Annotated in this window: 19 protein-coding genes; all 19 read left to right on the top strand. The window is 63.1% G+C overall.

The window, feature by feature from the left end:
• The gene (gene fliT / locus RN347_RS16400; protein WP_311958943.1) at window positions 1-387 is read left to right on the top strand and encodes a flagellar protein FliT; all 387 of its coding nucleotides are present in this window, start codon (window positions 1-3) and stop codon (window positions 385-387) included.
• Complete coding sequence (locus RN347_RS16395) at window positions 384-1,688, top strand: flagellar hook-length control protein FliK (RefSeq protein WP_311958942.1); 1,305 nt, start codon at window positions 384-386, stop codon at window positions 1,686-1,688. Before fliT ends, RN347_RS16395 begins: the two co-directional genes overlap by 4 nt.
• Complete coding sequence (locus RN347_RS16390) at window positions 1,688-1,981, top strand: EscU/YscU/HrcU family type III secretion system export apparatus switch protein (protein WP_263585785.1); 294 nt, start codon at window positions 1,688-1,690, stop codon at window positions 1,979-1,981. The genes RN347_RS16395 and RN347_RS16390 overlap by 1 nt, the downstream gene beginning before the upstream one ends.
• A 102-nt stretch (window positions 1,982-2,083) precedes the next feature.
• Window positions 2,084-2,416, top strand: a complete 333-nt coding sequence (gene flhD, locus RN347_RS16385) for a flagellar transcriptional regulator FlhD (protein WP_263587271.1) — start codon at window positions 2,084-2,086, stop codon at window positions 2,414-2,416.
• On the top strand, window positions 2,413-2,937 hold the full coding sequence (gene flhC, locus RN347_RS16380) for a flagellar transcriptional regulator FlhC (RefSeq protein ID WP_263585786.1): 525 nt from the start codon (window positions 2,413-2,415) through the stop codon (window positions 2,935-2,937). Before flhD ends, flhC begins: the two co-directional genes overlap by 4 nt.
• Window positions 2,938-3,152: 215 nt before the next feature.
• On the top strand, window positions 3,153-4,022 hold the full coding sequence (motA, locus tag RN347_RS16375; RefSeq protein ID WP_263585787.1) for a flagellar motor stator protein MotA: 870 nt from the start codon (window positions 3,153-3,155) through the stop codon (window positions 4,020-4,022).
• A complete protein-coding gene (gene motB / locus RN347_RS16370) occupies window positions 4,019-4,936 on the top strand; it encodes a flagellar motor protein MotB (RefSeq protein WP_263585788.1) in 918 nt (305 codons plus the stop codon). The genes motA and motB overlap by 4 nt, the downstream gene beginning before the upstream one ends.
• Window positions 4,937-4,980: 44 nt before the next feature.
• On the top strand, window positions 4,981-7,059 hold the full coding sequence (gene cheA / locus RN347_RS16365) for a chemotaxis protein CheA (protein ID WP_311958941.1): 2,079 nt from the start codon (window positions 4,981-4,983) through the stop codon (window positions 7,057-7,059).
• Window positions 7,056-7,556 (top strand): chemotaxis protein CheW, encoded by a 501-nt coding sequence (gene cheW / locus RN347_RS16360; protein ID WP_263585790.1) that lies wholly within the window; start codon window positions 7,056-7,058, stop codon window positions 7,554-7,556. Before cheA ends, cheW begins: the two co-directional genes overlap by 4 nt.
• Before the next feature lie 90 nt (window positions 7,557-7,646).
• Window positions 7,647-8,930, top strand: a complete 1,284-nt coding sequence (locus tag RN347_RS16355; RefSeq protein WP_263585791.1) for a methyl-accepting chemotaxis protein — start codon at window positions 7,647-7,649, stop codon at window positions 8,928-8,930.
• A gap of 96 nt (window positions 8,931-9,026) precedes the next feature.
• On the top strand, window positions 9,027-11,189 hold the full coding sequence (locus RN347_RS16350) for a methyl-accepting chemotaxis protein (protein ID WP_311958940.1): 2,163 nt from the start codon (window positions 9,027-9,029) through the stop codon (window positions 11,187-11,189).
• Window positions 11,186-12,058: a CheR family methyltransferase gene (locus RN347_RS16345; RefSeq protein WP_311958939.1), complete on the top strand. Its 873-nt coding sequence runs from the start codon at window positions 11,186-11,188 to the stop codon at window positions 12,056-12,058. Before RN347_RS16350 ends, RN347_RS16345 begins: the two co-directional genes overlap by 4 nt.
• Window positions 12,059-12,121: 63 nt before the next feature.
• Window positions 12,122-13,180: a chemotaxis response regulator protein-glutamate methylesterase gene (locus tag RN347_RS16340; protein WP_263585794.1), complete on the top strand. Its 1,059-nt coding sequence runs from the start codon at window positions 12,122-12,124 to the stop codon at window positions 13,178-13,180.
• Between the two features lie 25 nt (window positions 13,181-13,205).
• Entirely contained in the window at window positions 13,206-14,906 is a 1,701-nt protein-coding gene (locus tag RN347_RS16335; protein WP_311958938.1) for a methyl-accepting chemotaxis protein, read from the top strand.
• A gap of 57 nt (window positions 14,907-14,963) precedes the next feature.
• Window positions 14,964-15,353 (top strand): chemotaxis response regulator CheY, encoded by a 390-nt coding sequence (cheY, locus tag RN347_RS16330; protein ID WP_263585796.1) that lies wholly within the window; start codon window positions 14,964-14,966, stop codon window positions 15,351-15,353.
• A 39-nt stretch (window positions 15,354-15,392) separates the two neighbouring features.
• Window positions 15,393-16,088 carry a protein phosphatase CheZ gene (gene cheZ / locus RN347_RS16325; protein WP_311958937.1) on the top strand — a complete coding sequence of 232 codons (696 nt, stop codon included), beginning with the start codon at window positions 15,393-15,395 and terminating at the stop codon, window positions 16,086-16,088.
• Between the two features lie 115 nt (window positions 16,089-16,203).
• Entirely contained in the window at window positions 16,204-17,370 is a 1,167-nt protein-coding gene (gene flhB / locus RN347_RS16320; protein ID WP_311958936.1) for a flagellar biosynthesis protein FlhB, read from the top strand.
• On the top strand, window positions 17,367-19,451 hold the full coding sequence (gene flhA, locus RN347_RS16315; protein WP_311958935.1) for a flagellar biosynthesis protein FlhA: 2,085 nt from the start codon (window positions 17,367-17,369) through the stop codon (window positions 19,449-19,451). Before flhB ends, flhA begins: the two co-directional genes overlap by 4 nt.
• Window positions 19,452-19,491: 40 nt before the next feature.
• The gene (gene flhF, locus RN347_RS16310; protein ID WP_311958934.1) at window positions 19,492-21,729 is read left to right on the top strand and encodes a flagellar biosynthesis protein FlhF; all 2,238 of its coding nucleotides are present in this window, start codon (window positions 19,492-19,494) and stop codon (window positions 21,727-21,729) included.
• Window positions 21,730-21,796 lie beyond the last annotated feature (67 nt).

Genomic DNA, 21,796 nt, shown 5'->3' with positions numbered 1-21,796 from the left:
ATGTCTGCTTTCGATTCGGCATCCGACGATAGCCAGCAAGTTCTGCTCGACACCTACACCGAGCTTTTGACCCGCGCCGCGCAAATGCAGGTGCTGGCGAGCAGCGAGCAGTGGGCGGAACTTATCGAGGAGCGTACCCATTACGTCATGCTCGTCGACAAGCTGCGCGAGCTCGATGAACGCGTTACGCTCGACGACACCGGCAAGGCGCGCAAGGCCGAGCTTCTCGAGCGCATACTCGAGCACGATGTCGAGATTCGTCGGCGGCTGGTCACCCGGCGCGACGAGCTCGGGAAGCTGATTGGCGTGTCGCAAAAACAGCGTGATCTGCACCGCGCCTACGCTCCTCAGCAAGGCGGCTCTTATCAGGATGAGCCCTCGCCGTGAGCGGCATCACGCCGTTGATCGACACACTGATGCACCAGGTGTTGGGGCGTCAGGGCGAGTCATCGCTGCAGCGTTCGATCAATGCGCCCGTCCAGCCGGTCACTTACGGCGATGGGCCCCGCGCGCTTTCGCGCGATGCAGGCCTGGATGGCCGTCCTCCCGCACAGCCGCTCATCGACGAGCTGCGCCGCTTGCCGCCGTCGCTCGACCAGCGCGGTCGCGGCGCGATTGATGCCCGCGGCGACGCGCCGCCAGGCTCTACACAAACGCATTTTAGCCCCGCCGCGCGCAGTATCGCCGACGTGCTGCTGCGTTTTCCCGCCTCGCCCGCCGCGCTGCGGCCAGCTGCCCCTTTGATGCAGCCCGGTGAGCCGGTTAGCGCCGATACGCTCTCCAATCGCTTGAGTGCCAGCATCCGCGACAGCGGCCTTTTTTACGAGGCGCATCTCAAGCGCTGGTTTCAAGGCGACGTGCCCCGTTTGCAGCTGATGCGTGAGCCGCAGATGCAGCTTGCAAGGCCCCAGGCGGCCGGCCAGGCACCAGCAATGGGGGCCTTTACTGGCCCTGGCGCACAGCCTTCTGCTTCCAGCGCCATTTTACCCAACACACCGCTTTTGTTCGTACAGGCGCCCACTGCGGCCAGCGGCCTGTCACTCCTCCCCGCGCCGCCGCTGGCAACACCGGCTCGACAGGGGGCGTTGACGCCAGGGGCGATGGCGCCGCTGCCCGGCGCCGTCCAGTCCGGCGCCCCGGCGACAACCAGTGAGCCCGGCGTTTATGAGCGGCCGACCACCGCGCTCTCGTCGACGCCGGCCCCGCTCACCGGGGGCGCACGGGGAAACGGCGTCTCCCCGCAGGACATCGAGGCGCTGCGCGATATCGATACGGCCGCCACGTTCAAGCGTGAGATCGTTCACGAAAGTCTTCAGCCACTGGTACGCCAGCAGCTGGAGATGCTGGCGACGCCGGCTCTGCGTTGGGAGGGGGACGTCTGGGCGGGCATCTTCATGGCGCTGGTCATCAAGCTGCCCGGTAGCGGCCAATTCGGGGAGTCCGGCGGCGAAGAGGGGGAAGCCGATCAGCGGTGGCATTCGCAAATGCACCTCGATGTCCCCGCGGTCGGCGCCTTCGACGTCGCCCTCACCCTCGTTCAATCCACGCTGGGGGTCGATGTGACCGCCCAGAATGCGGAGACTCATCAGCGTCTGACGCCTGCCGTGGAGGACCTCCGTACCCGTCTTGGCGCGCTCGATTTCCAACATGTGCGCGTAACGCTTAAAGCAATGGCGGGCGACGCCTGATGGACGGTTCGAACGAGCGCCGCCGTCAGGCGGTTGCGCTGGCTTATCAGGAGGGCGAACAGGCGCCGCGCGTCGTTGCCAAGGGCTACGGTGAGCTTGCCGAGCGGATCATGGCCGAGGCCGAGCGCCAGGGCATTTATGTTCATGACGCCCCCGAACTCGTCGCGCTTTTAATGCAACTTAACCTGGACAGCGAAATTCCTGCTAGCCTGTATCAAGTGGTCGCCGAACTGCTGGTATGGGTATTCGAGCTCTCGGAGAATGAGCCGACTCATATAGAAAGGCGCAAGTAGCCAATACCGACGTTGTGTGCAACCATGATAATGGTCAAACATCCGCAATGTTTTCACGTCAGTATTACAATTCTTTATCGCCTGGACGTTCGATGGAACATTATGAGTCAAACAAGCTTCTTTGATGAAATACAAGAAATTAACCTCGCGTATCTGTTGTTGGCCCAGAGGCTTTTGAGCGAAGATCGTGAGGCGGCGATGCTGCGTTTGAAGGTAGATAACGAGCTTGCCGATCTGCTCGTCTCCATGAACGCGCGGCAACTCTCCAGACTCGCGCGTACCAATCAATTGGTGTGCCGGTTCAGCCAGATAAGCGCGGGCCAGCTGCGTCAGGTAATGGAAAACCCCAGAGATCAAGGGCTTTCAGGGCTTCATGCGTCGCTACTGATGGCCAGCGAGCCGTTCGATTCGCTACCCGAGGGGGAAAAAGAGTGAGCCAAAAAAGCCTGGTCGATGAAATGCACCAGGTGCAGCTGGCGATCGAGCTCATCGAGCTCGGGGCCCGCCTGCAGGTGCTGGAAACGGAAACCGAACTCAGCCGCACGCGACTGATCAAACTGTACAAGGAAGTGCGGGGTGTTTCACCGCCCAAGGGCATGCTGCCCTTTTCGACGGACTGGTTCGTCACCTGGCTTCCCAACGTCCATTCGTCGCTTTTCTACAACATCTATAAAAGCCTGAGAAAAAATACTGACTGCGAGCGCATCGATGCCTTCGTTAAGGCATACCGCATCTATGAAGAGCAGATCAAGATCGAAAACGTCGATCCGGTGTTGGGATTGACCCGCGCCTGGACGTTGGTACGTTTTTTCGAGAGCGATCTTTTACAGCTTACCCCCTGCACTCGCTGCGAAGGCCATTTCGTCGCCCACGCTCACAGCCCTACTCGCGACTACGTATGCGGTATTTGCCAGCCGCCCTCACGCGCCGGAAAGACGCGAAAATCGCTCTCCTGAGCGGCCCACCACGCCTTTTACGTTTTCCGCTATCGCGGCCCATTCGGTTTTAATCCTGGGATAAAGGTAAAAGGCGGCGGTACTTTATCATTAAGAATCGCCATTGCCCGGGTATGATAGCCCTAAGCGTTGCTTAGGCGGGAAGCGCTTACGTTCATCATCGATGACGACGCTGGCTTCTCGAGTTACTCACTGTTATCGCAAGGAATGTGCGCGTGCTGATTGCCTTAGGTTATCTGGTGGTACTGCTGTCGGTATTCGGCGGGTATATGTTGGCGGGGGGAAGCCTTGGGCCGATCTATCAGCCTCTCGAGCTATTGATCATCGGGGGGGCTGGCGTGGGCGCGTTCATTGCGGCCAATAACGGCAAAGCGATCAAGGCGACGTTCAAGATACTGCCCCGGCTCAAGCGGGCCAAAAAGTATGACAAAGCGCTCTACATGGAGCTCATGGCGCTGCAGTTCAAGATTCTGTCGAAGATTCGTCGCGAAGGGATGCTCGGCATCGAGCGCGATATCGACACGCCCGCAGAGAGTGCGCTGTTTCAGGAACATCCGACGGTGCTGGCCGACCCGCATATCATGAACTTTCTGACCGACTATCTGCGCCTGATGGTCAGCGGTGGCATGGAGCCCATGGAAATCGATGAGCTGATGCTGCACGAAATCGAAGTGTTCGAGCAGGAAATGCACGTGCCGATCGATGCGATCAGCAAGGTGGGCGACGCCATGCCGGCCTTCGGTATCGTGGCCGCGGTCATGGGCGTGGTCAAAGCGCTGACCTACGCCGATGCGAGCCCCGACGAGATGGGTGAAATGATCGCCCACGCGCTGGTCGGTACCTTTCTGGGTATTTTGATGGGCTACGGCTTCATTAGCCCGATCGCCAGCTACGCCGACCGTCAGGCCCGCGAGGCCGAGAAGATGCTTCAGTGTATTCGCGTAACGCTGTTGGCCAGCCTGCATGGCTACGCACCGCAGTTGGCCGTGGAGTTTGGCCGCAAGGCGCTGCACACCGCCGAACGCCCGAGCTTTAGCGAGCTTGAAGAGTACGTCCGCGATGCCAAGAAGGGTGGCGCTGCATGAGTAAAGGGGCCGACAAGCGCCCGATCGTCATCCGGCGCAAAAAAGTGGTTCACGCCCACCACGGCGGTGCGTGGAAAATCGCTTTGGCAGATTTCATGACCGCGCTGATGGCGCTTTTTTTGGTGCTCTGGATTTTGAGCGTGGCCAGTGAAGAGCAGCGCCAGGGGGTAGCCGACTACTTTAGCGCGCCGCTGGCCACCGCGATCACCGGGGGCGATCGCTCCGGCAGCACCAACGTCATTCCCGGCGGCGGCCCTGACCCAACCCATACCGACGGCGAACGCGCGCGTATCGATACCCTCCAACACACCCGCCCCAGCATGCAGGAGCGACGCTTTTTCGAGGACCTGCAGGCGCGTATCGAGCGCGCCATCGAGCAGGACCCGGAGCTTCGTCAGCTGCGCTCCCAGATGCGCTTCGACCTGACCCGAGAGGGGCTGCGTATTCAGCTTCTGGATACCGACCAGCGGCCGATGTTCGAACTCGGCAGCGACCAGGTCGCCTCCTACATGCGAAGCCTTCTACGTACCATGGCGCCGCTTTTGAACGAATTACCCAACGAGCTCAGCATTAGTGGCCATACCGACAGCGTGCCCTACGCCGGCGGCTATCGTGGCTACAGCAACTGGGAGCTCTCCAACGACCGTGCCAACGCCTCGCGCCGCGAGCTCGTCGCGGGAGGGCTCGACCCGGACCAGCTTCTGCGCGTCTCCGGCTTTGCCGACCGCGTGCTGCTGCCGGATACCGACTCCGTCGACCCGCGTAACCGCCGGATCGAACTGGTCGTGCTGCTGCCCGAAATCGCCGAGGCGATCCGCAATCCGAGCATTTTGAGTCAGGGCGAGCCCGTGTCGAACGAAAATAGCCTCGAAGAGACTTTAGAAAATCTGCCGCAGGCCGATACAGCCCAATAAGCAAGGCTTGTCATAACAACTATGACGCTAATGTGGAGCAGTGCATGGATATAGCGGATTTTTTTGACACCTTTTTCGAGGAGGCGGAAGAGCTCCTGGCGGACATGGAACAGCACCTGCTGGAGCTGGATGTCGATGATCCGGATAGCGAGCAGCTAAACGCCATCTTTCGCGCCGCCCACTCGATCAAGGGCGGGGCGGGCACGTTCGGCTTTAGCGTGCTGCAGAAAACCACGCACATGCTGGAAAACCTGCTGGATTCTGCACGCAAGGGCGAGCTTTCGCTGCGAGCCGACCTCGTGGATACGTTTTTAGAGGCCAAGGACATCATGCACGAACAGCTCAACGCCTACCGCAGCGAGTCAGAACCCGATCAGCAGGCTTTCGAGCGTATTTGCCAAACGCTTCAGCAAATCGCGCTCGAAGAGATGGGCGAGCCGCTGGCGGTTGCGCCGGTCGTCGCCCCCGAACCCGCGACTGAACCCGTGCAGGCGCCGAGCGAGCCGGCCGCAAGCGGCCAGCTTCTCGTCGCGCTTTTGAACGTCAAGGAGAAGGATCGCACGCTGCTGGTCGAAGAGCTCGAGCAGCTCGGTGAGATCAAAAGCCAGTCTGGCGATGAGCAGCGCTTCGAGGTCGTGATGACGGCAAGCGTCAGCGCCGACGACATCGAGGCGGTGATGTGCTTCATCATCGAGCCCGAGCAAATCAGCATCAGCGCCGCTCCCTCCAGTGCCGCCTCCCCGGACAGCGCCGCCACCCCGGCACCCAAGCCGTCGGCGCCGACTGAAAAGCCCGCAGCTGCGCCAGCTCCCGCCGCCAGTAAGCCGAATACGCCGAAAAGCGCCGGCGAAAAAGGCGGTGAGAAAGGCGGCAAGAAAAGCGCGTCGGAGTCGAGCTCGATTCGCGTGTCGGTAGACAAGGTCGACCAGATCATCAACCTGGTGGGCGAGCTGATCATCACCCAGTCCATGCTCGATCAAACGGTGAGCGATTTAAGCGACCAGTCGGCGTCAAGCGGCTCGCTGCAAAACGGCATGAGTCTTCTGCAGCGCAACGCCCGCGACCTGCAGGAAGCGGTGATGTCGATCCGCATGATTCCCATGGAGTTCGTCTTTAGCCGTTTCCCGCGCGTGGTGCGCGACACCGCCGGCAAGCTGGGTAAAGAGATCGAGCTGATCACCGAAGGCAAATCCACCGAGCTCGACAAGAGCCTGGTCGAGCGGATCACCGACCCGCTGACCCACCTGGTGCGCAACAGCCTCGATCACGGGATCGAGATGCCCGACAAACGTGAAGCGCTGGGCAAACCCCGCCAGGGCAAGCTGACGCTGGCCGCGCGTCACCAGGGTGGCAACATTTTGATCGAAGTGAAGGACGACGGTGCCGGCATGGACCGCGAGCGCCTGCTCGCCAAGGCGCGGGAAAACGGCCTGAACGTCTCCGACACCATGTCGGATGAAGAGGTGTATCAGCTCATTTTCGCGCCGGGCTTCTCCACTGCCGCCGAGGTGACCGATGTCTCCGGGCGCGGCGTCGGCATGGACGTGGTCAAGCGCAACATTCAGGGCATGGGCGGGCGCGTCGAGATCCAGTCGAAGCTGGGTGAGGGCACCAATACGCGGATCGTGCTGCCGCTGACGCTGGCGATTCTCGATGGTATGTCGATCAAGGTGGGCAGCGAAACCTTCATTCTGCCGCTTTCCACGGTGCTCGAGTCGCTTCAGCCCGCGAAAGGCGACATGTACGCCATGGCCGGTGACGATGTCGTGCTCAAGGTGCGCGACGAGTATCTGCCGGTGATCGCCATTCACGAAGCGCTCGACGTGGCGGACGCCATCACTGACCCGACCCGCAGTATCGCCGTGATCGTACAGGGCGAAGGCCGGCGCTATGCGCTGCTGGTCGACGAGCTGGTCGGTCAGCAGCAGGTGGTGGTCAAGAACCTGGAAGACAACTACCGCAAGGTGCCAGGCGTTTCCGCTGCCACGATTCTGGGCGACGGAAGCGTCGCGCTGATTCTGGACATTACCGGGCTGCATCGCCTGAGCCGCGCCAAAAAGGAAGCGGGAAAGCCCGCTTACGCCCAACACCTCTCGTATGACAAGGAGATCGAACTGTCATGACCCAAGCCAATAGTGATGCGGTGCTGGCCGCCGCCGAAGCGGACAACAGCGAATTTCTGGTGTTCTCGCTAGGCGAGGAAGAGTACGCCATCGACATCCTGAAGGTTCAGGAGATCCGCGGTTACGAAAACGTCACCCGCATCGCCAACGCGCCGGACTTCATCAAGGGCGTGACCAATTTGCGCGGTGTGATCGTGCCGATCGTCGATCTGCGCATCAAGTTTCATCTCGATAACGTCGAGTACGGCGGCCAGACGGTGGTCATCGTCGTCAACGTGGCCGATCGCGTGGTGGGCATCGTGGTGGACGGCGTGTCGGACGTGATGACGCTGACGCCGGATCAGATCAAGCCGGCACCGGAGTTCGGCGTCACGCTCTCCTCGGATTTCTTGAGCGGGCTTGGCAGCCTCGAGGATCGCATGCTGGTGCTGGTGGACATCGACAAGCTTTTGACCAGCGAAGAGATGGCACTGGTTGATACTACCCGTCACGCCTGATAACCGCCGGCGCGAGAGCGCTCGGTCACGACCTGGATATTGAAAGCGCCGACGCGGCGAGTGCTGCGGGCGTAAAAGGGGCGACTGTCGATGCATACCCTGTTGAGCAACATGACCGTTCGGCTGAGCTGGACGCTGGTGCTGGTCACCTTTTCCGCTCTGACCGTTGCCGCCTGTGCCACCGGGCTCTACGCGCTGGATAAAAGCGGTGTGCTGGTGGCCAGCGCGGCCGATAGCGCCGCTCAACAGCGTTTCGACGCCTTCGCCGACCTTGCGCGCTGGGCCCTGATCGCCATTTTGGTGATCACGGCGCTGACCGTGGCGGTCGTGGCCTGGGGCGTGAGCGCCAACGTGTTGCGCCCGCTGAGCCGTTTGGTGGGCTACTTCGAACGCATGGCCGAGGGCGATTTGAACCAGTCGATCACCGCGCCCGGCAATAACGAAATCGGGCGGCTCTATCTCGCCATGGCGGCAATGCAAGGGTCGCTTTCGCAAACCGTGGGGGTGGTGCGCCGAAGCGGGGTGCTCATTGTCGAGCGTGCCCACGACATCGCCAGCAGCAACGGTGACCTGTCCGCGCGCACCGAGCAGCAGGCCTCGTCGCTCGAGGAGACCGCCTCCAGCATGGAGGAGCTCGCCTCGACGGTGAACCACAACGCGGACAACGCCCGCCAGGCCAGTAAGCTTGCCAGCGACGCCACGCTCACCGCGCGTCAAAGCGGCGAGGAGGTGAGCCGCATCGTCGAGACCATGGAAGAGATCAGCTCGAGCTCGCATCGAGTGGCCGACATTATCACGCTCATCGACACCATCGCCTTTCAAACCAACATTCTGGCGCTCAACGCCTCCGTCGAAGCGGCGCGCGCCGGCGAGCATGGCCGCGGTTTCGCCGTGGTCGCCCAGGAAGTGCGTAGCCTGGCCAGCCGCTCCGCCTCTGCCGCCCAGGAGATCCGCACGTTGATCGATACCTCGCTTGCCAAGGTTGACAGCGGCACAGCGCGGGTCAATCAGGCCGGGCAGACCATGCAGGGGCTGGTCAGCGCAGTGCAACGGGTGAGTGACATCATGGACGAAATCGCATCGGCCTCGTCTGAACAGAGCAATGGGATCGGCCAAGTCAACCAGGCGGTGACTCAAATGGACGACGTCGTGCAGCAAAACGCACGGCTCGTGCAGCAGGCCGCCGAACGCGCAAGGGAGCTCGAAGGCGATGCGGCGCGCCTGCGTGACGCGGTCGAGCGCTTCAAGGTCGCCGGGGGAGCGACTCAAGGCGCGTCGGCGCCGGTAGCCAGGCCGGCGCTGCCCGCCGCGCCCGTCGAGCGCGCCAGGCCGGTACGCTCGGCGCCGGCCGTCGAAGAGTGGGAGGCGTTTTAAACCGGCATCGTTCGGGCCGTCATCAGTACCCCTGGAGAACACGGTTTCGCCGTGCTCTGCATCGGGATCATTTTCAAAAAAAGAACAAGGTAGAGCATGCGCAATAACCAACCCGTCACGCAGCGCGAAATCGAACTGGGAAGCGACGATTTTCTGGTCTCGCGAACGGATCTTGAGGGCAACATTACTTATGCCAACCCGGCGTTCGTCGCGATCAGCGGCTATACGCGCGATGAGCTGATCGGCGCGCCGCACAACATCATTCGCCACCCGGACATGCCGCCCGTGGCGTTCAAGGATCTGTGGCAAACCGCCAGAGCGCAAAAGACCTGGCGTGGGCTGGTCAAGAACCGCTGCAAAAACGGCGATCACTACTGGGTCGAGGCCAGCGTCACGCCGATCATCGAAAACGACGAGGTGGTGGGCTACACCTCGGTGCGCATCCAGGCGAGCCGCGAGGCGATCGACCGCGCCCAGCGCGTTTACGCCGAGGTCAACGCCGGGGGAGGCAAGGCGATCTATCTCGACAAGGGCCGTATTCGCCGGCGCGGCGCGCTCCAGCGGCTAAAGCGCCTGCGCCTGACGACCATTCGCGCAAAGCTCGTCGGCATGGTGGTGATCGGCAGCGCGCTGTTGCTGTTGGGCGGCGGGCTTGGGCTTTTTGGTATCAACGCCGCCGGCGATCGGCTGACGCAGCTTCATCAAAACGGTTTGCGTGACGTTATTCGCTTGCAGCAGATCGACCAGGGCATCGCGTTGACGCGTCAGTCGCTGGTCGAGTCCGATCGGATGGAGCTGGTCGATCGCCGCTTCGATATCGGTGATGAGATCACTCAGCGTGCCGAGGAGATCAGTGCGACCTGGCAGGCCTTTTTCGATCGAGAGGAGAACGCGACCGGGCTTGCCACCGAGTTCGACGCGCAGCTTGAAACGTTTTTCGAAGGCGGCGTGACGAGCGCCGTTCGGGTACTGCAGTCCGACGACGCGCTGGACGTGTTTACCCAGCTGGGCGATATCACCACCCAAATCAACGAAGAAGGGCGGGCGCTGTCGCTGATGGTGAACGAGCTGATCGGTCAGGAGCAGCGCGCCGCCGAGGCGATGGCCGCCGAAGGCGAACGGGCGCAGGCGAGCATGCTGACCACCCAGGCCATCGTCATGGTCGTTGGGCTGCTTGCACTGATTCTGCTGGGTGTCATGATTCTGCGCTCGATCGTCAGGCCGCTCAATGACGCCTCGCGCTTCACCCTGCAAATCGCCGGCGGCAACCTCGCAGCCCGCGCGCCCTCGACGCGGCGCGACGAGATCGGCCATCTGCTGGGCTCGCTGAACACCATGCGCAAGAGCCTTGGCAGCATCATTGGCGACGTCAAGGAGGGGATCGACGTGGTCACGCCGGCGGCGCGCAATATCGCCAGCGGCAATGAAGAGCTCTCGGCGCGCACCGAACAGCAGGCGGCGTCGCTGGCTCAAACCGCCTCCAGCATGGAGCAGATGACCGCGACCGTACGGCAAAACAGCGACAACGCTCAAAAAGCGCGCCGTCTGGCCGATAACAATGCCGAGCGGGTCAGTCAAACCGGCGACCTGATGACCGAGCTTGTCAGCAACATGCAGCGCATTACGCAAAGCTCGCAAAAGATGACCGACATCATCGATGTCATCGACGGTATCGCGTTTCAGACCAACATTCTGGCGCTGAATGCTTCCGTGGAGGCGGCGCGGGCCGGCGAGCACGGTCGCGGTTTCGCCGTGGTGGCCGAAGAGGTGAGAAATCTCGCCGGCCGTTCGTCCGCCGCCGCTCAGGAAATTCGCGGTCTGATCGACAGCTCGCACCAGGATGTCACCACCGGCGCCTCGCTGGTCGAGCAGGCCGAAGGTGCGATCAACGAGGTGGTCGACGCCGCGCGCAGCGTGACCGACATCATGCACCAGATTTCGTCGGCATCAGAAGAGCAGAGCAGCGGCATCAGTGAGGTCAACCAGTCGGTGACCGAAATGGATCAGGCCACGCAGCAAAACGCCGAGCGTGTGCAGCAAACGGCGCAGGCCGCTCTTGCGCTCGAGCACCAGGCAAGCCTTCTGTCGATGTCGGTCGAGGCGTTTCGACTGCAGCGGCAAACCCAACAAGCCCACGCGAGCGCGACTTATAAGACGCCTTCGCCGACGCTTTCCACCGGGAAGTCATCTTCCCTACCGCCGGCTGCCAGCCCCGCTAAGCGGCAGGTCGCGGTTGCAGAGGAGTGGCAGGAATTTTGAACGAATCATGCGTTGAGTCGGGAGAAAAAAGCCCCTGGACGACGGGCGGTCAGGTCGAGCGCGACCTGATTCTCACGGACGCCGACTTTTTGCGCGTTAGGGAGCTGATCTATCAGCGGGCCGGCATCGTGCTGGCCGAACACAAGCGGGAGATGGTTTATAGCCGGCTGGCACGGCGACTGCGTCATCACGGCCTGACGCGCTTCACCGATTATCTGACGCGCCTCGAGCGTCAGCCGGACGCGAGTGAGTGGGAGGCGTTCACCAACGCGCTCACGACCAACCTGACCGCGTTCTTTCGTGAGGCGCACCATTTTCCGCTGCTGGCCCAGCACCTGAAGGACCGCACCGGCCCCATCACCATCTGGTGCGCGGCGGCCTCCACCGGTGAGGAGCCCTACTCGATCGCCATGACGCTGCTGGAAGTGCTCGGTTCCCGGGTGTCGAACGCCAAGGTGATCGCCACCGATATCGACACCGATGCGCTGGCGAAGGCGCGCGCGGGGATCTACCCCCAGGAGCAGGTGCGCAAGCTCGACGAAGCGCGCGTAAAGCGCTTTTTCCAGAAGGGAACGGGCAGCCACGAGGGCCTTGCCCGGGTGCGCCCGGAAGTGGCGGCGCTGGTGGAGTTTCAGCCGCTCAACTTGCTGGCGCCCTCCTGGTCGGTAAAGGGGCCTTTTGACGCCATTTTTTGTCGCAACATCATGATCTATTTCGATAAAGAGACACAGTCCCGAATTTTGGCCCGCTTCGCCCCGGTGATGAAAAGCGACGGTCTGTTGTTCGCCGGCCACTCGGAGAATTTTTCCTACATCAGCGACGCTTTCAAGCTGCGTGGCCAAACGGTCTACACCCGGGCCGTGCGGTGAGCGCCGAGCCGAGACCCTGCTGGAAAGGCGTGTAGCGATGAATTCACTAACAGGAGGCGGACCTTGAGTACTGCCAAAATCAAAGTGCTGTGCGTCGACGACTCGGCGCTGATCCGTGATCTGCTCACCACGATCATCAACGAACAGCCGGATATGCAGGTGGTCGCCACCGCCCCGGACCCACTCGTGGCTCGCGATTTGATCAAGCAGCACAATCCGGACGTGCTGACCCTCGATGTCGAAATGCCGCGCATGGACGGGCTCGATTTTCTCGACCGGCTGATGCGCTTGCGCCCAATGCCGGTGCTAATGGTGTCGTCGCTGACCCAAAGCGGCTCGGAAATCACCCTGCGCGCGCTGGAGCTTGGGGCGCTTGATTTCGTCGCCAAACCGAGCATCGGGGTGCGCAGCGGCATGATGGAGTACGCCAACGAAATCGCCGAAAAGATTCGCGCCGCCGCGCGCTCGCGCCCGCGTCAGGCGCGTAAGCCCACGTCGGCGCCGGCGGCGCTGAGCGCGCCAATGATCACCAGCGAAAAGCTGATCATCATCGGCGCCTCGACCGGTGGCACCGAAGCGATTCGCGCCGTGCTCGAGCCGCTACCCGCCAATTCACCGGCCATTTTGATTACCCAGCACATGCCCGGCGGCTTTACCCGGTCGTTTGCCGAGCGCCTGAACAGGCTTTGCCGTATCACCGTGAAGGAAGCCTCGGAAGGCGAGCGCGTGCTTCCCGGGCACGCCTATATCGCCCCCGGCGGCCAGCATTTGGAACTGGCCCGCAGCGGTGCCAACTACGTGGTGCGCCTGCACGATGGCGAGCCGGTCAACCGACACCGCCCCTCGGTCGACGTACTGTTTGACTCCGCCTCGAAGTATGCCGGCAAGAACGCCATCGGCGTCATTTTGACCGGCATGGGCAAGGATGGAGCCAACGGGCTTTTGAAGATGCGCCAGGCCGGCGCACCGACGATCGCCCAAAACGAGCAGAGCTGCGTGGTGTTCGGTATGCCCCGCGAAGCGATTGCAGTAGGCGGCGCCTGTGAGGTGCTGGCGCTGGATGACATTCCTGAACGTCTCATGGCGCTGGTGGCAGCGTCCGGTCGCGCGCAGCGGGTATAACTTTATATAAGGGGGTTGATAGGTCATGAAGCATATCGGGCGTAATTTTAGTATCCACGCGGCCGTCATCGCAGCGCTTGGCGGCTTTACGGTGTTGATACTGGCGTTGATCGCACTCAACGTGATGACGGATCGTTCTACCGCAAAGAGCGTGAATACGCTGACCACCATCAGCCGGGCGCAGCTCAACGAACTCAACCGGGGTGATTCGCTGCTCAACCAGGCACTGTTATCGCTCGAAACCGCGTCCAACTACCTCACAGGGAACCAGAGCGCGCTCGCCACTGAGTCGCTCAACACGGCGCTCGACCGCATCGAGCGCGCCGAAGCGCGCTTTAACAACTTCATCGCGACGCCGCGAACCCCTCAGGGCGAGGAGCTGGCACGAGAAATGATCGCAGACTATCAACGCCTGATGCCGGTCGTTAGACGCCAGCAAGAGGCGTTGCTAAACCGTGACATGGCGACTTTCAACCAGCTACGCACCGAAATGAAAGCGCCGCTGGCCACGATGGCAGAGAGTATCACCGCGTTCACCCAGTACGGCTTTTCACGGGTAGATGCGATTCACGATGAGCTTGAGTCGCAGCGCCATCTGTTCAACATGCTCTACGTCGCGGCGGTGATCATCTCGCTCATTCTCATCGTCGTGATTTACATCGGCCTGCGTCGCACCGTGACCTTGCCGCTCAACGACGCCGTGCGCCGGCTCAACAAAATCGCCGAGGCGGATCTGACCGAGCCGGTACCCCCCTCGGGCAAGAATGAAATCGGTCGCCTGTTCGCGGCCATGGGCACCATGCAGCAAAACCTGACCGGGCTGGTCGAGCGCGTACGCGGCGGCAGTAGTGAGATCCACCACGGCACCCGTGAAATTAGCCAGGGCAACACCGAACTCTCTTCGCGCACCGAGCAGCAGGCGGCCTCCATCGAGGAAACCGCGGCGAGCATGGAAGAGATGACCGCCACCGTGAAGCAGAACGCGGACAACGCGCGCCAGGCCAGCACCCTGGCCGGTGAAGCGTCTACCACGGCGGAGCATGGCGGCCAGGTCGTCGAGCAGGTGGTCCAAACCATGCACGGCATCTCGCAAAGCTCGCAGAAGGTCGCGGACATCACCAGCGTAATCGACTCGATCGCCTTTCAAACCAATATCCTGGCCTTGAACGCCTCGGTGGAAGCGGCGCGGGCCGGTGAGCAGGGCCGCGGCTTCGCCGTGGTCGCGGGTGAAGTGCGCAACCTGGCGAGCCGCAGCGCCGACGCCGCCAAGGAGATCAAGACGCTGATCGACAGCTCCGTCAAGCAGATCAGCGAAGGCTCGACCCTGGTCGAGCAGGCAGGCGCCACCATGACCGACGTGGTCAGCGCCGTGCGCCGGGTCGCAGACATCATGGACGAAATTTCCGCCGCTTCTCAGGAGCAGAGCGACGGCATCGAGCAGGTCAGCCAGGCGGTCGGCCAGATGGACGAAGTCACCCAGCAAAACGCGGCGCTGGTGCAGCAGGCCGCCGCCGCCGCGGCCTCGCTCGAAGAGCAGGCCAGCCGCCTCGAAGAGGCGGTCGCGGTGTTCAAGGTGCTGGACGGCGGGCGCGGCTACACATCGGCTGCCACCGCCAGTGCGCGCCCCAAACCGGCCGTAGCACCCCAGCCCGCCAAGCAGATCGCTCAACGACCCGAGCCCGCGCGAGCGCGTGAAAGCCAGGTCGAAGAGTGGGAATCCTTTTAATTCAACGCCCCCGACGCCGGTCGGGGGCCAATGCCCCCTATAGAGAGAGAACGAGCAATGGCCGACAAGAACATGAGCTTTCTGGTCGTGGACGATTTTCCGACCATGCGTCGCATCGTGCGCAGTTTGTTGAAGGAGCTGGGCTTCACCAACGTCGAGGAGGCCGAGGATGGTCAGGATGCCCTCAACAAGCTGCGCGCGGGTAGCTTCGAGTTCGTCGTCTCCGACTGGAACATGCCGAATCTGGATGGGCTCGAGATGCTCAAGGAGATTCGCCAGGATGCCGCGCTCAAGGAGCTGCCGGTACTGATGGTGACCGCCGAGGCGAAAAAGGAAAACATCATCGCGGCCGCCCAGGCCGGCGCCAACGGCTACGTGGTCAAGCCGTTCACCGCCGCGACCCTTGAGGAAAAACTCAATAAAATCTTTGAAAAAATGGGCAAATAAAGTGGTCGGGCTTTGCGCCTGGCGCACGAGGAGAGTGCCATGAGTCATAACGAGCAGGCAGACAACAAGACGCTGCCCGACGACGCCGCCGATGATTTGATTCATCGGATCGGCAAGCTCACCCGTATGCTGCGCGACAACATGCGCGAACTCGGGCTCGACAAGGAGATCGAAAAAGCAGCGGTGGCCATTCCCGACGCTCGCGACCGGCTGCACTATGTCGCCACCATGACCGAGCAGGCGGCCGATCGCGCGCTCAACGCCATCGACCGCGCCCAGCCGCTGCAGGATCAGCTCGCCGAGCGGGCCGAGGCGCTCGACAAGCGCTGGGCGGCCTGGTTCGAAGCGCCTCAGGAGCTCGATGAGGCGAAGGAGCTGGTCAAGCAGACGCGTGGCTACCTGGGTGACGTACCCGCGATGACCGCGGCCACCAACAAGGAGCTGATGGACATCATGATGGCCCAGGACTTTCAGGACCTGACCGGCCAGGTCATCAAGAAGATGATGGATGTAATCCGCGAAATCGAGCACCAGCTCGTGCAGGTACTGATCGACAACGTGCCCGGCGCCGAGGCGCGCGAAAGCATGCAGCGCAAGGCCCAGGATCAGTGGGAAAACGACAGCGTACGGCGCAAGGAAGAGCTGCTCAACGGCCCACAGATCCGCGATAACGCCCCGGATATCGTGACCGGCCAGGATCAGGTGGACGACTTATTGGACGAATTAGGCTTTTAATACCTTGTTATTGAGACATTGTTAAACGTCTCATCTGGCACACTAGGCACCTTACTCAGCCGTCCTTCGGGGCGGCTGACTTTTGGTGCGCCGTCCAGGATGAGCCGGATGACTCATGGCAGACAACGATAGCGATCAGGAAAAAACCGAAGAGGCCACGCCCAGGCGAAAGGAGAAAGCCCGTGAAGAGGGGCAGGTTCCCCGCTCGCGTGAGCTCACGACTTTTCTACTGCTGATGGCCGGCGTCATCGGGCTTTGGGGCATGGGCCAGATGCTCTACGACCAGCTCGGCATGGTGATGGAGCGGGCATTCTTGTTCGACCGCCACCAGGCCTTCGACCCCATGCCAATGCTGACCAACGCGCTCGATCTCGGTGAGCGCACGCTGATCGCGATGATCCCACTGTTCGTACTGCTCGGCGCCGTGGCGCTGGTCGCACCCGCGCTGCTGGGCGGCTGGCTGGTCTCGGCCAAATCGATGCAGCCGAAGTTTTCCAAGCTCAACCCGATTTCGGGCGTCAAACGTATTTTCTCGAGCCAGGCGCTGATCGAGCTTGCCAAGGCGATCGCCAAATCGATTCTGGTCGGCGGCATCGCCAGCGCGTTCATCTATTTCAACATCGACCGGCTTTTGGGTCTGGCCGACCAGCCGGTGCAGCAGGCGCTGGCCAGTGCCCTGAATCTATCGGCGCTGGCGGCGGCTTTAGCGATCGCGTCGCTGGTGGTGGTGATTCTGATCGACGTGCCTTTTCAGCTTTGGAGCAACGCCAAGAAGCTTCGCATGAGCCAGGAAGAGGTCAAGCGCGAGCACAAGGAGTCCGAAGGCGACCCGCACGTGAAAGGGCGCATTCGCCAGCAGCAGCAGGCCATGGCGCGCGGGCGCATGATGAGCAAGGTGCCCGAGGCCGACGTCATCATCACCAACCCCACGCACTACGCCGTCGCGCTCTCCTATCAGGAGGGCCAGATGGGCGCACCGCGCGTGGTGGCGAAAGGCGCCGACGCGGTGGCCGCGCGCATTCGCGATATTGCCCAGGAGGCGAGCGTGCCGCGGCTGGAGGCCGCGCCGCTGGCGCGGGCGCTCTATCACCACGTTGATCTCGACGGCGAAGTGCCGGCAGAGCTCTATACCGCCGTGGCCGAGGTCATGGCCTGGGCGTACCGCTTGAAAAGCGTGGCGCAAGACGGTGGCGAAACGCCGCCAACCCCCGATAACTTACCGGTTCCCGACGAGATGACTCATCCCTCCCGAGGCCCTGGTGCTTTTGAGGCACGCTCATGAAGGCGTTTAGCCAGTTGATCAGTCGACGCAACCCCTTTGGCGATGTGCCGATCAAGCTGTTGGCCGGCCCGCTGCTGATTCTCATGATCCTTGGCATGATGATCGTGCCGCTGCCGCCGTTTGCGCTGGATCTGCTGTTCACCTTCAATATCGCGCTGTCCATCATGGTGCTGTTGGTGAGCATGTTCGCCGAAAAGCCGCTCGATTTCGCCGCGTTTCCCGCGGTGCTGTTGTTCACCACGCTGCTCCGGCTATCGCTCAACGTCGCCTCGACCCGCGTGGTGCTGATGGAGGGCCACCAGGGCGGCGCCTCGGCGGGCAAGGTGATCGAGGCTTTCGGCACGTTTCTGGTCGGCGGCAACTTCGCCGTGGGCCTGGTGGTGTTTCTGATCCTGGTGATCATCAACTTCATGGTCATCACCAAGGGCGCCGGGCGCATCGCCGAGGTCGGCGCGCGCTTCACTCTGGACGCCATGCCCGGCAAGCAGATGGCGATCGACGCCGATTTGAATGCGGGCCTGATCGGCGAGGAGGACGCCAAGAAGCGCCGCGCCGAGGTCGCTCAGGAGGCCGACTTCTACGGCTCCATGGACGGTGCCAGCAAGTTCGTGCGCGGTGACGCCATGGCGGGGCTGGTCATCATGGTGGTCAACATCATCGGCGGGCTGGTCATCGGCATGATGCAGCACGGCATGAGCTTCGCCGACGCCGGGCGCACCTATACGCTTTTGACCATCGGCGACGGTCTGGTCGCGCAGATCCCCGCGCTGGTGATCTCCACCGCCGCTGGCGTGACGGTATCGCGCGTCAACACCGAGCAGGACGTGGGCCAGCAGATGCTCAGCCAGCTCTTCGTCAATCCGCAGGTGATGATTCTCGCCGCCGCGGTGATGGGACTTCTGGGCATGGTGCCCGGCATGCCCAACCTGGTGTTCTTGATCTTCACCGCGCTGCTCGGCGGTCTCGCCTGGTATCTGAAGCGCCACCAGGAGAAGGTGCTGGTAAGCGAGGACATGGCCCAGGCGCCGGTGCCAATGCAGGAAACGCCGGAGGCGAGCTGGGAGGACGTGCAGCTGGTCGACACGCTGGGGCTCGAGGTTGGCCACCGCTTGATCCCGCTGGTCGACTCGCGCCAGAAGGGCGAGCTTTTGGCGCGAATCAAGAGCGTGCGCAAGAAGTTTGCCCAGGAGGTCGGCTTTCTGCCGCCGGTGGTGCACATTCGCGACAACCTCGAACTCTCCTCGAGTGCCTACGTGCTCTCGCTCAAGGGCGCCGAGATCGGCCGCGCCGAGGCGCAGCCGGGCAAGTGGCTGGCGATCAACCCGGGCCAGGTCTCCGGCGAGCTGTCGGGTACGCCCACCGAGGACCCCGCCTTCGGCCTGCCGGCGGTGTGGATCGATGCCAGCCAGCGCGAGCACGCCCAGGTATTTGGCTACACGGTGGTCGATGCCAGCACCGTGATCGCCACGCACTTGAACCACCTCTTGCACCGCCACTCGCCGGAAATGCTCGGCCGCCAGGAAGTGCAGAAGCTGCTCGACAAGCTCGGCGACGAGCAGAAATCCCTGGTCGAAGAGGTCGTGCCCAAGGCGATTTCGCTCACCACGCTCCAGCGCATCCTGCAGAACCTACTCGAAGAGGACGTTTCGATTCGCGACATGCGCACGATTCTGGATACCCTGGCCGACGTCGCCGGCCAGCAGAAGGACGTGGGCGAGCTGACCGCTCAGGTGCGCATCAGTTTGGGGCGCTCGATTACCCAGCAGTGGTTCGCAGGCCAGGAGGCGCTTCACGTGATCGGCCTGGACGCCCAGCTCGAGCAGGTGTTGATCCAGGCCATGAACGGCAACGGCGCCATGGAGCCGGGGCTGGCCGATACGCTGATGAACCAGACCCAGCAGGCGCTGGAGCGCCAGGAAGCCAGCGGCGAGCCGCCGGTGCTGGTGGTTCAGCACTCGCTGCGCCCCATCGTCGCGCGCTTTTTGCGCCGCCGGCTGCGCCACCTGGTGGTGATGTCCCAGGCCGAAATTCCCGACGACCGCACGCTCAGAATCACCACGCTGGTGGGCGGGTCGCGATGAGACGTTGCGGGCGCGCTTTGAATAACGAAGGGGGAGAGCCATGAGCGTAAGACGCTTTATCGGTGCCAACAGCCGCGATGTCATGCGCCAGGTGCGCGCGGCGCTGGGCGACGAGGCGCTGATCGTCGCCAACCGGCGCACGGACACCGGTGTCGAAATCCTGGCCATGGCCGAGGACGCCGCGCTGGATCATACCGCGCCGCCGGCGCCTCAACCGGACATCGAGCCTTCAAGGGAGCGTTTAGCCGACGTCGATCGCCCCTACGCGCACGTTGCCGCGGCGCTCGAGGCGCCCTCCACCGCGCCGGCAAGCGCGAGCCAGCCTTTCGAGGCGGTCAGCGAGCGTCTCTTGCAGGAGATGCAGGACATGCGCGCGCTGCTCGCCCGCACTCACGTGGCGAGTGCGCCGGCGCCGTCGACGGCGCAAACGCTCAACACGCTGCTCGCCCGCGTGGGGTTTGGCAACGAGCTTTGCGAGGAGATCAGCGCGGCACTGCCCGAATCGCTCGGCGCACTGTCGCCCCAGGACGAGCGGGTTCTCGCGTGGCTGCACCGCCAGCTCGTCGCGCGGCTCGAGGTACTCGACAGGGAAGAGGCGTTTTTCGACCAGACCGGCATCGTGGCGCTGGTCGGCCCGACCGGCGTGGGCAAGACCACCACCACCGCCAAGCTCGCCGCGCGCTTCGTCATGCGCCACGGCACGCGCCCGGTGGCACTGGTGACCACCGACAGCTTTCGTATCGGCGCCCACGAACAGCTGCGGATCTACGCCCGCCTGCTCGACACGCCGATGTACGCCCTCGATCACGAACAGCCGATCGACGACCTGCTCGGACGCCTTGGCGGCAAGCAGTGGGTGATCATCGACACCGTCGGCATGAGCCAGCGCGATCAGCGAGTCATCACCCAGATCGACCAGCTGCAGGGCGGCGGCTCGAAGGTGCGCCTGGTGCTGGTGCTCAACGCCGCCAGCCAGCCGGAAACCCTGGAAGAGGTGGTGCTGCGCTACCGCCAGGCGGCGCGGGCGGCCGGGGCGGAGCTCGACGACTGCATCATTACCAAGCAGGACGAGGCGGGCCGGCTGGCGCCGCTTCTGGATATCGTCATGCGCTTTGGCCTGCGCGTGCTTTTCTGCTCCAACGGCCAGCGCGTACCGGAGGACATGCAGCTGGCCGAGCCGACGGCGCTGGTGGACCAGGCGCTCACCCACGCCATGACCGACGTGCGCGAGCGCGAACCCGCCCGCCCGGCCTGGTCGAGCGAGGCGCTGGCGCCGCGTTGGTCGCGGGAAGTGCTGGGCCAGGGGCGGCGCCTTGGCCTGCTGATGGCGAGCCTTCGCGAGCGCGTTGCCGGCTTCTCTCTGCTGGAGGCGAGCTGGGATATCGCCGCGCTGCCCGGCGTGCTCCACGACCAGCGTTTGGCAGCGCTTGCAGATCGCTATCATGAGCAGCGCGCGCTGGGGGTGGTGTGGTCGCCCCGGCGCGCCGAGCGCGGCATGGAGTGGTCGATGCCGGATCTGAATCTCGATGCCGACGGACGCCTCTGTGCGCTGACGCTTTTACAGCACCGCCAGAGCGCCGGCTGGCAGGCGCGCATCGACGCGCAGCGCCAGGCCGCCGTGCACCTGCTGCCCACCCTGGTCGAGGGCGAAACGCTTAACGCGCTGGAAGCCGAGCGCTTGACCTGGGTCAGCCGGGTCAGCGGAAGCCAGCGGGTATACTGGCAGGGCGAACGCTACGCCATGGCCGCGCTGTTTGACGAGGCGACCCTGGGCCACCAGGTGCCCGTGCGCTTTCGCGGTCAGTCGCTTTCGCTCTACAGCGCCCACGCCGAGGTCACCGACGTCGCGGGCCAGCGGCTGCTCGCCTGGCGCGGCGAACTGCGCGACCCGGAAACATCGCGGCGGGTCGCCAAGCGCTATTGGCTCACGCCGGCGCGGCTGGGGAGCGAGGCGCTGTCGCTTTTGATCACCCAGCTGCAAAGTGAAGGCACGGTAGCGCTGACCAAACGCGTTTGGCGCGCACTTAAGGAGTCGGACGGCGGCGAGGTCAGCGCTGAGCTACGGCTCTTGATGGCCAGCGGCGTAGCGTGCGTGGCCACCCACCTGGACAGCGCCGAGGACGAAGAGGCCCAGGCGTTGCAGCAGGATTTACTGCGCCTTTTGGGTAGCCCGCGCAAGCGCCGCGATAGCGCGCTGGCGGACGCGATCATGCACTTTCTAATGACCCGCGACGCGATCCGTCAGTTTGGCAGCGTCAGCCGCGAGACCTTTGCATGAGCGGCCAGGACCAGGCCGCGGGGCTGCGCCAGTGGGCGAACCTGCGCACCGGCCAGTCGGCCGGCGC

The organism is Halomonas sp. PAMB 3264, assembly GCF_031954245.1.
In the GTDB taxonomy this organism is placed as follows: domain Bacteria; phylum Pseudomonadota; class Gammaproteobacteria; order Pseudomonadales; family Halomonadaceae; genus Vreelandella.
Note: the sequence above shows the minus strand (reverse complement) of the source record. Positions and strands in the feature narration are given on the sequence as shown.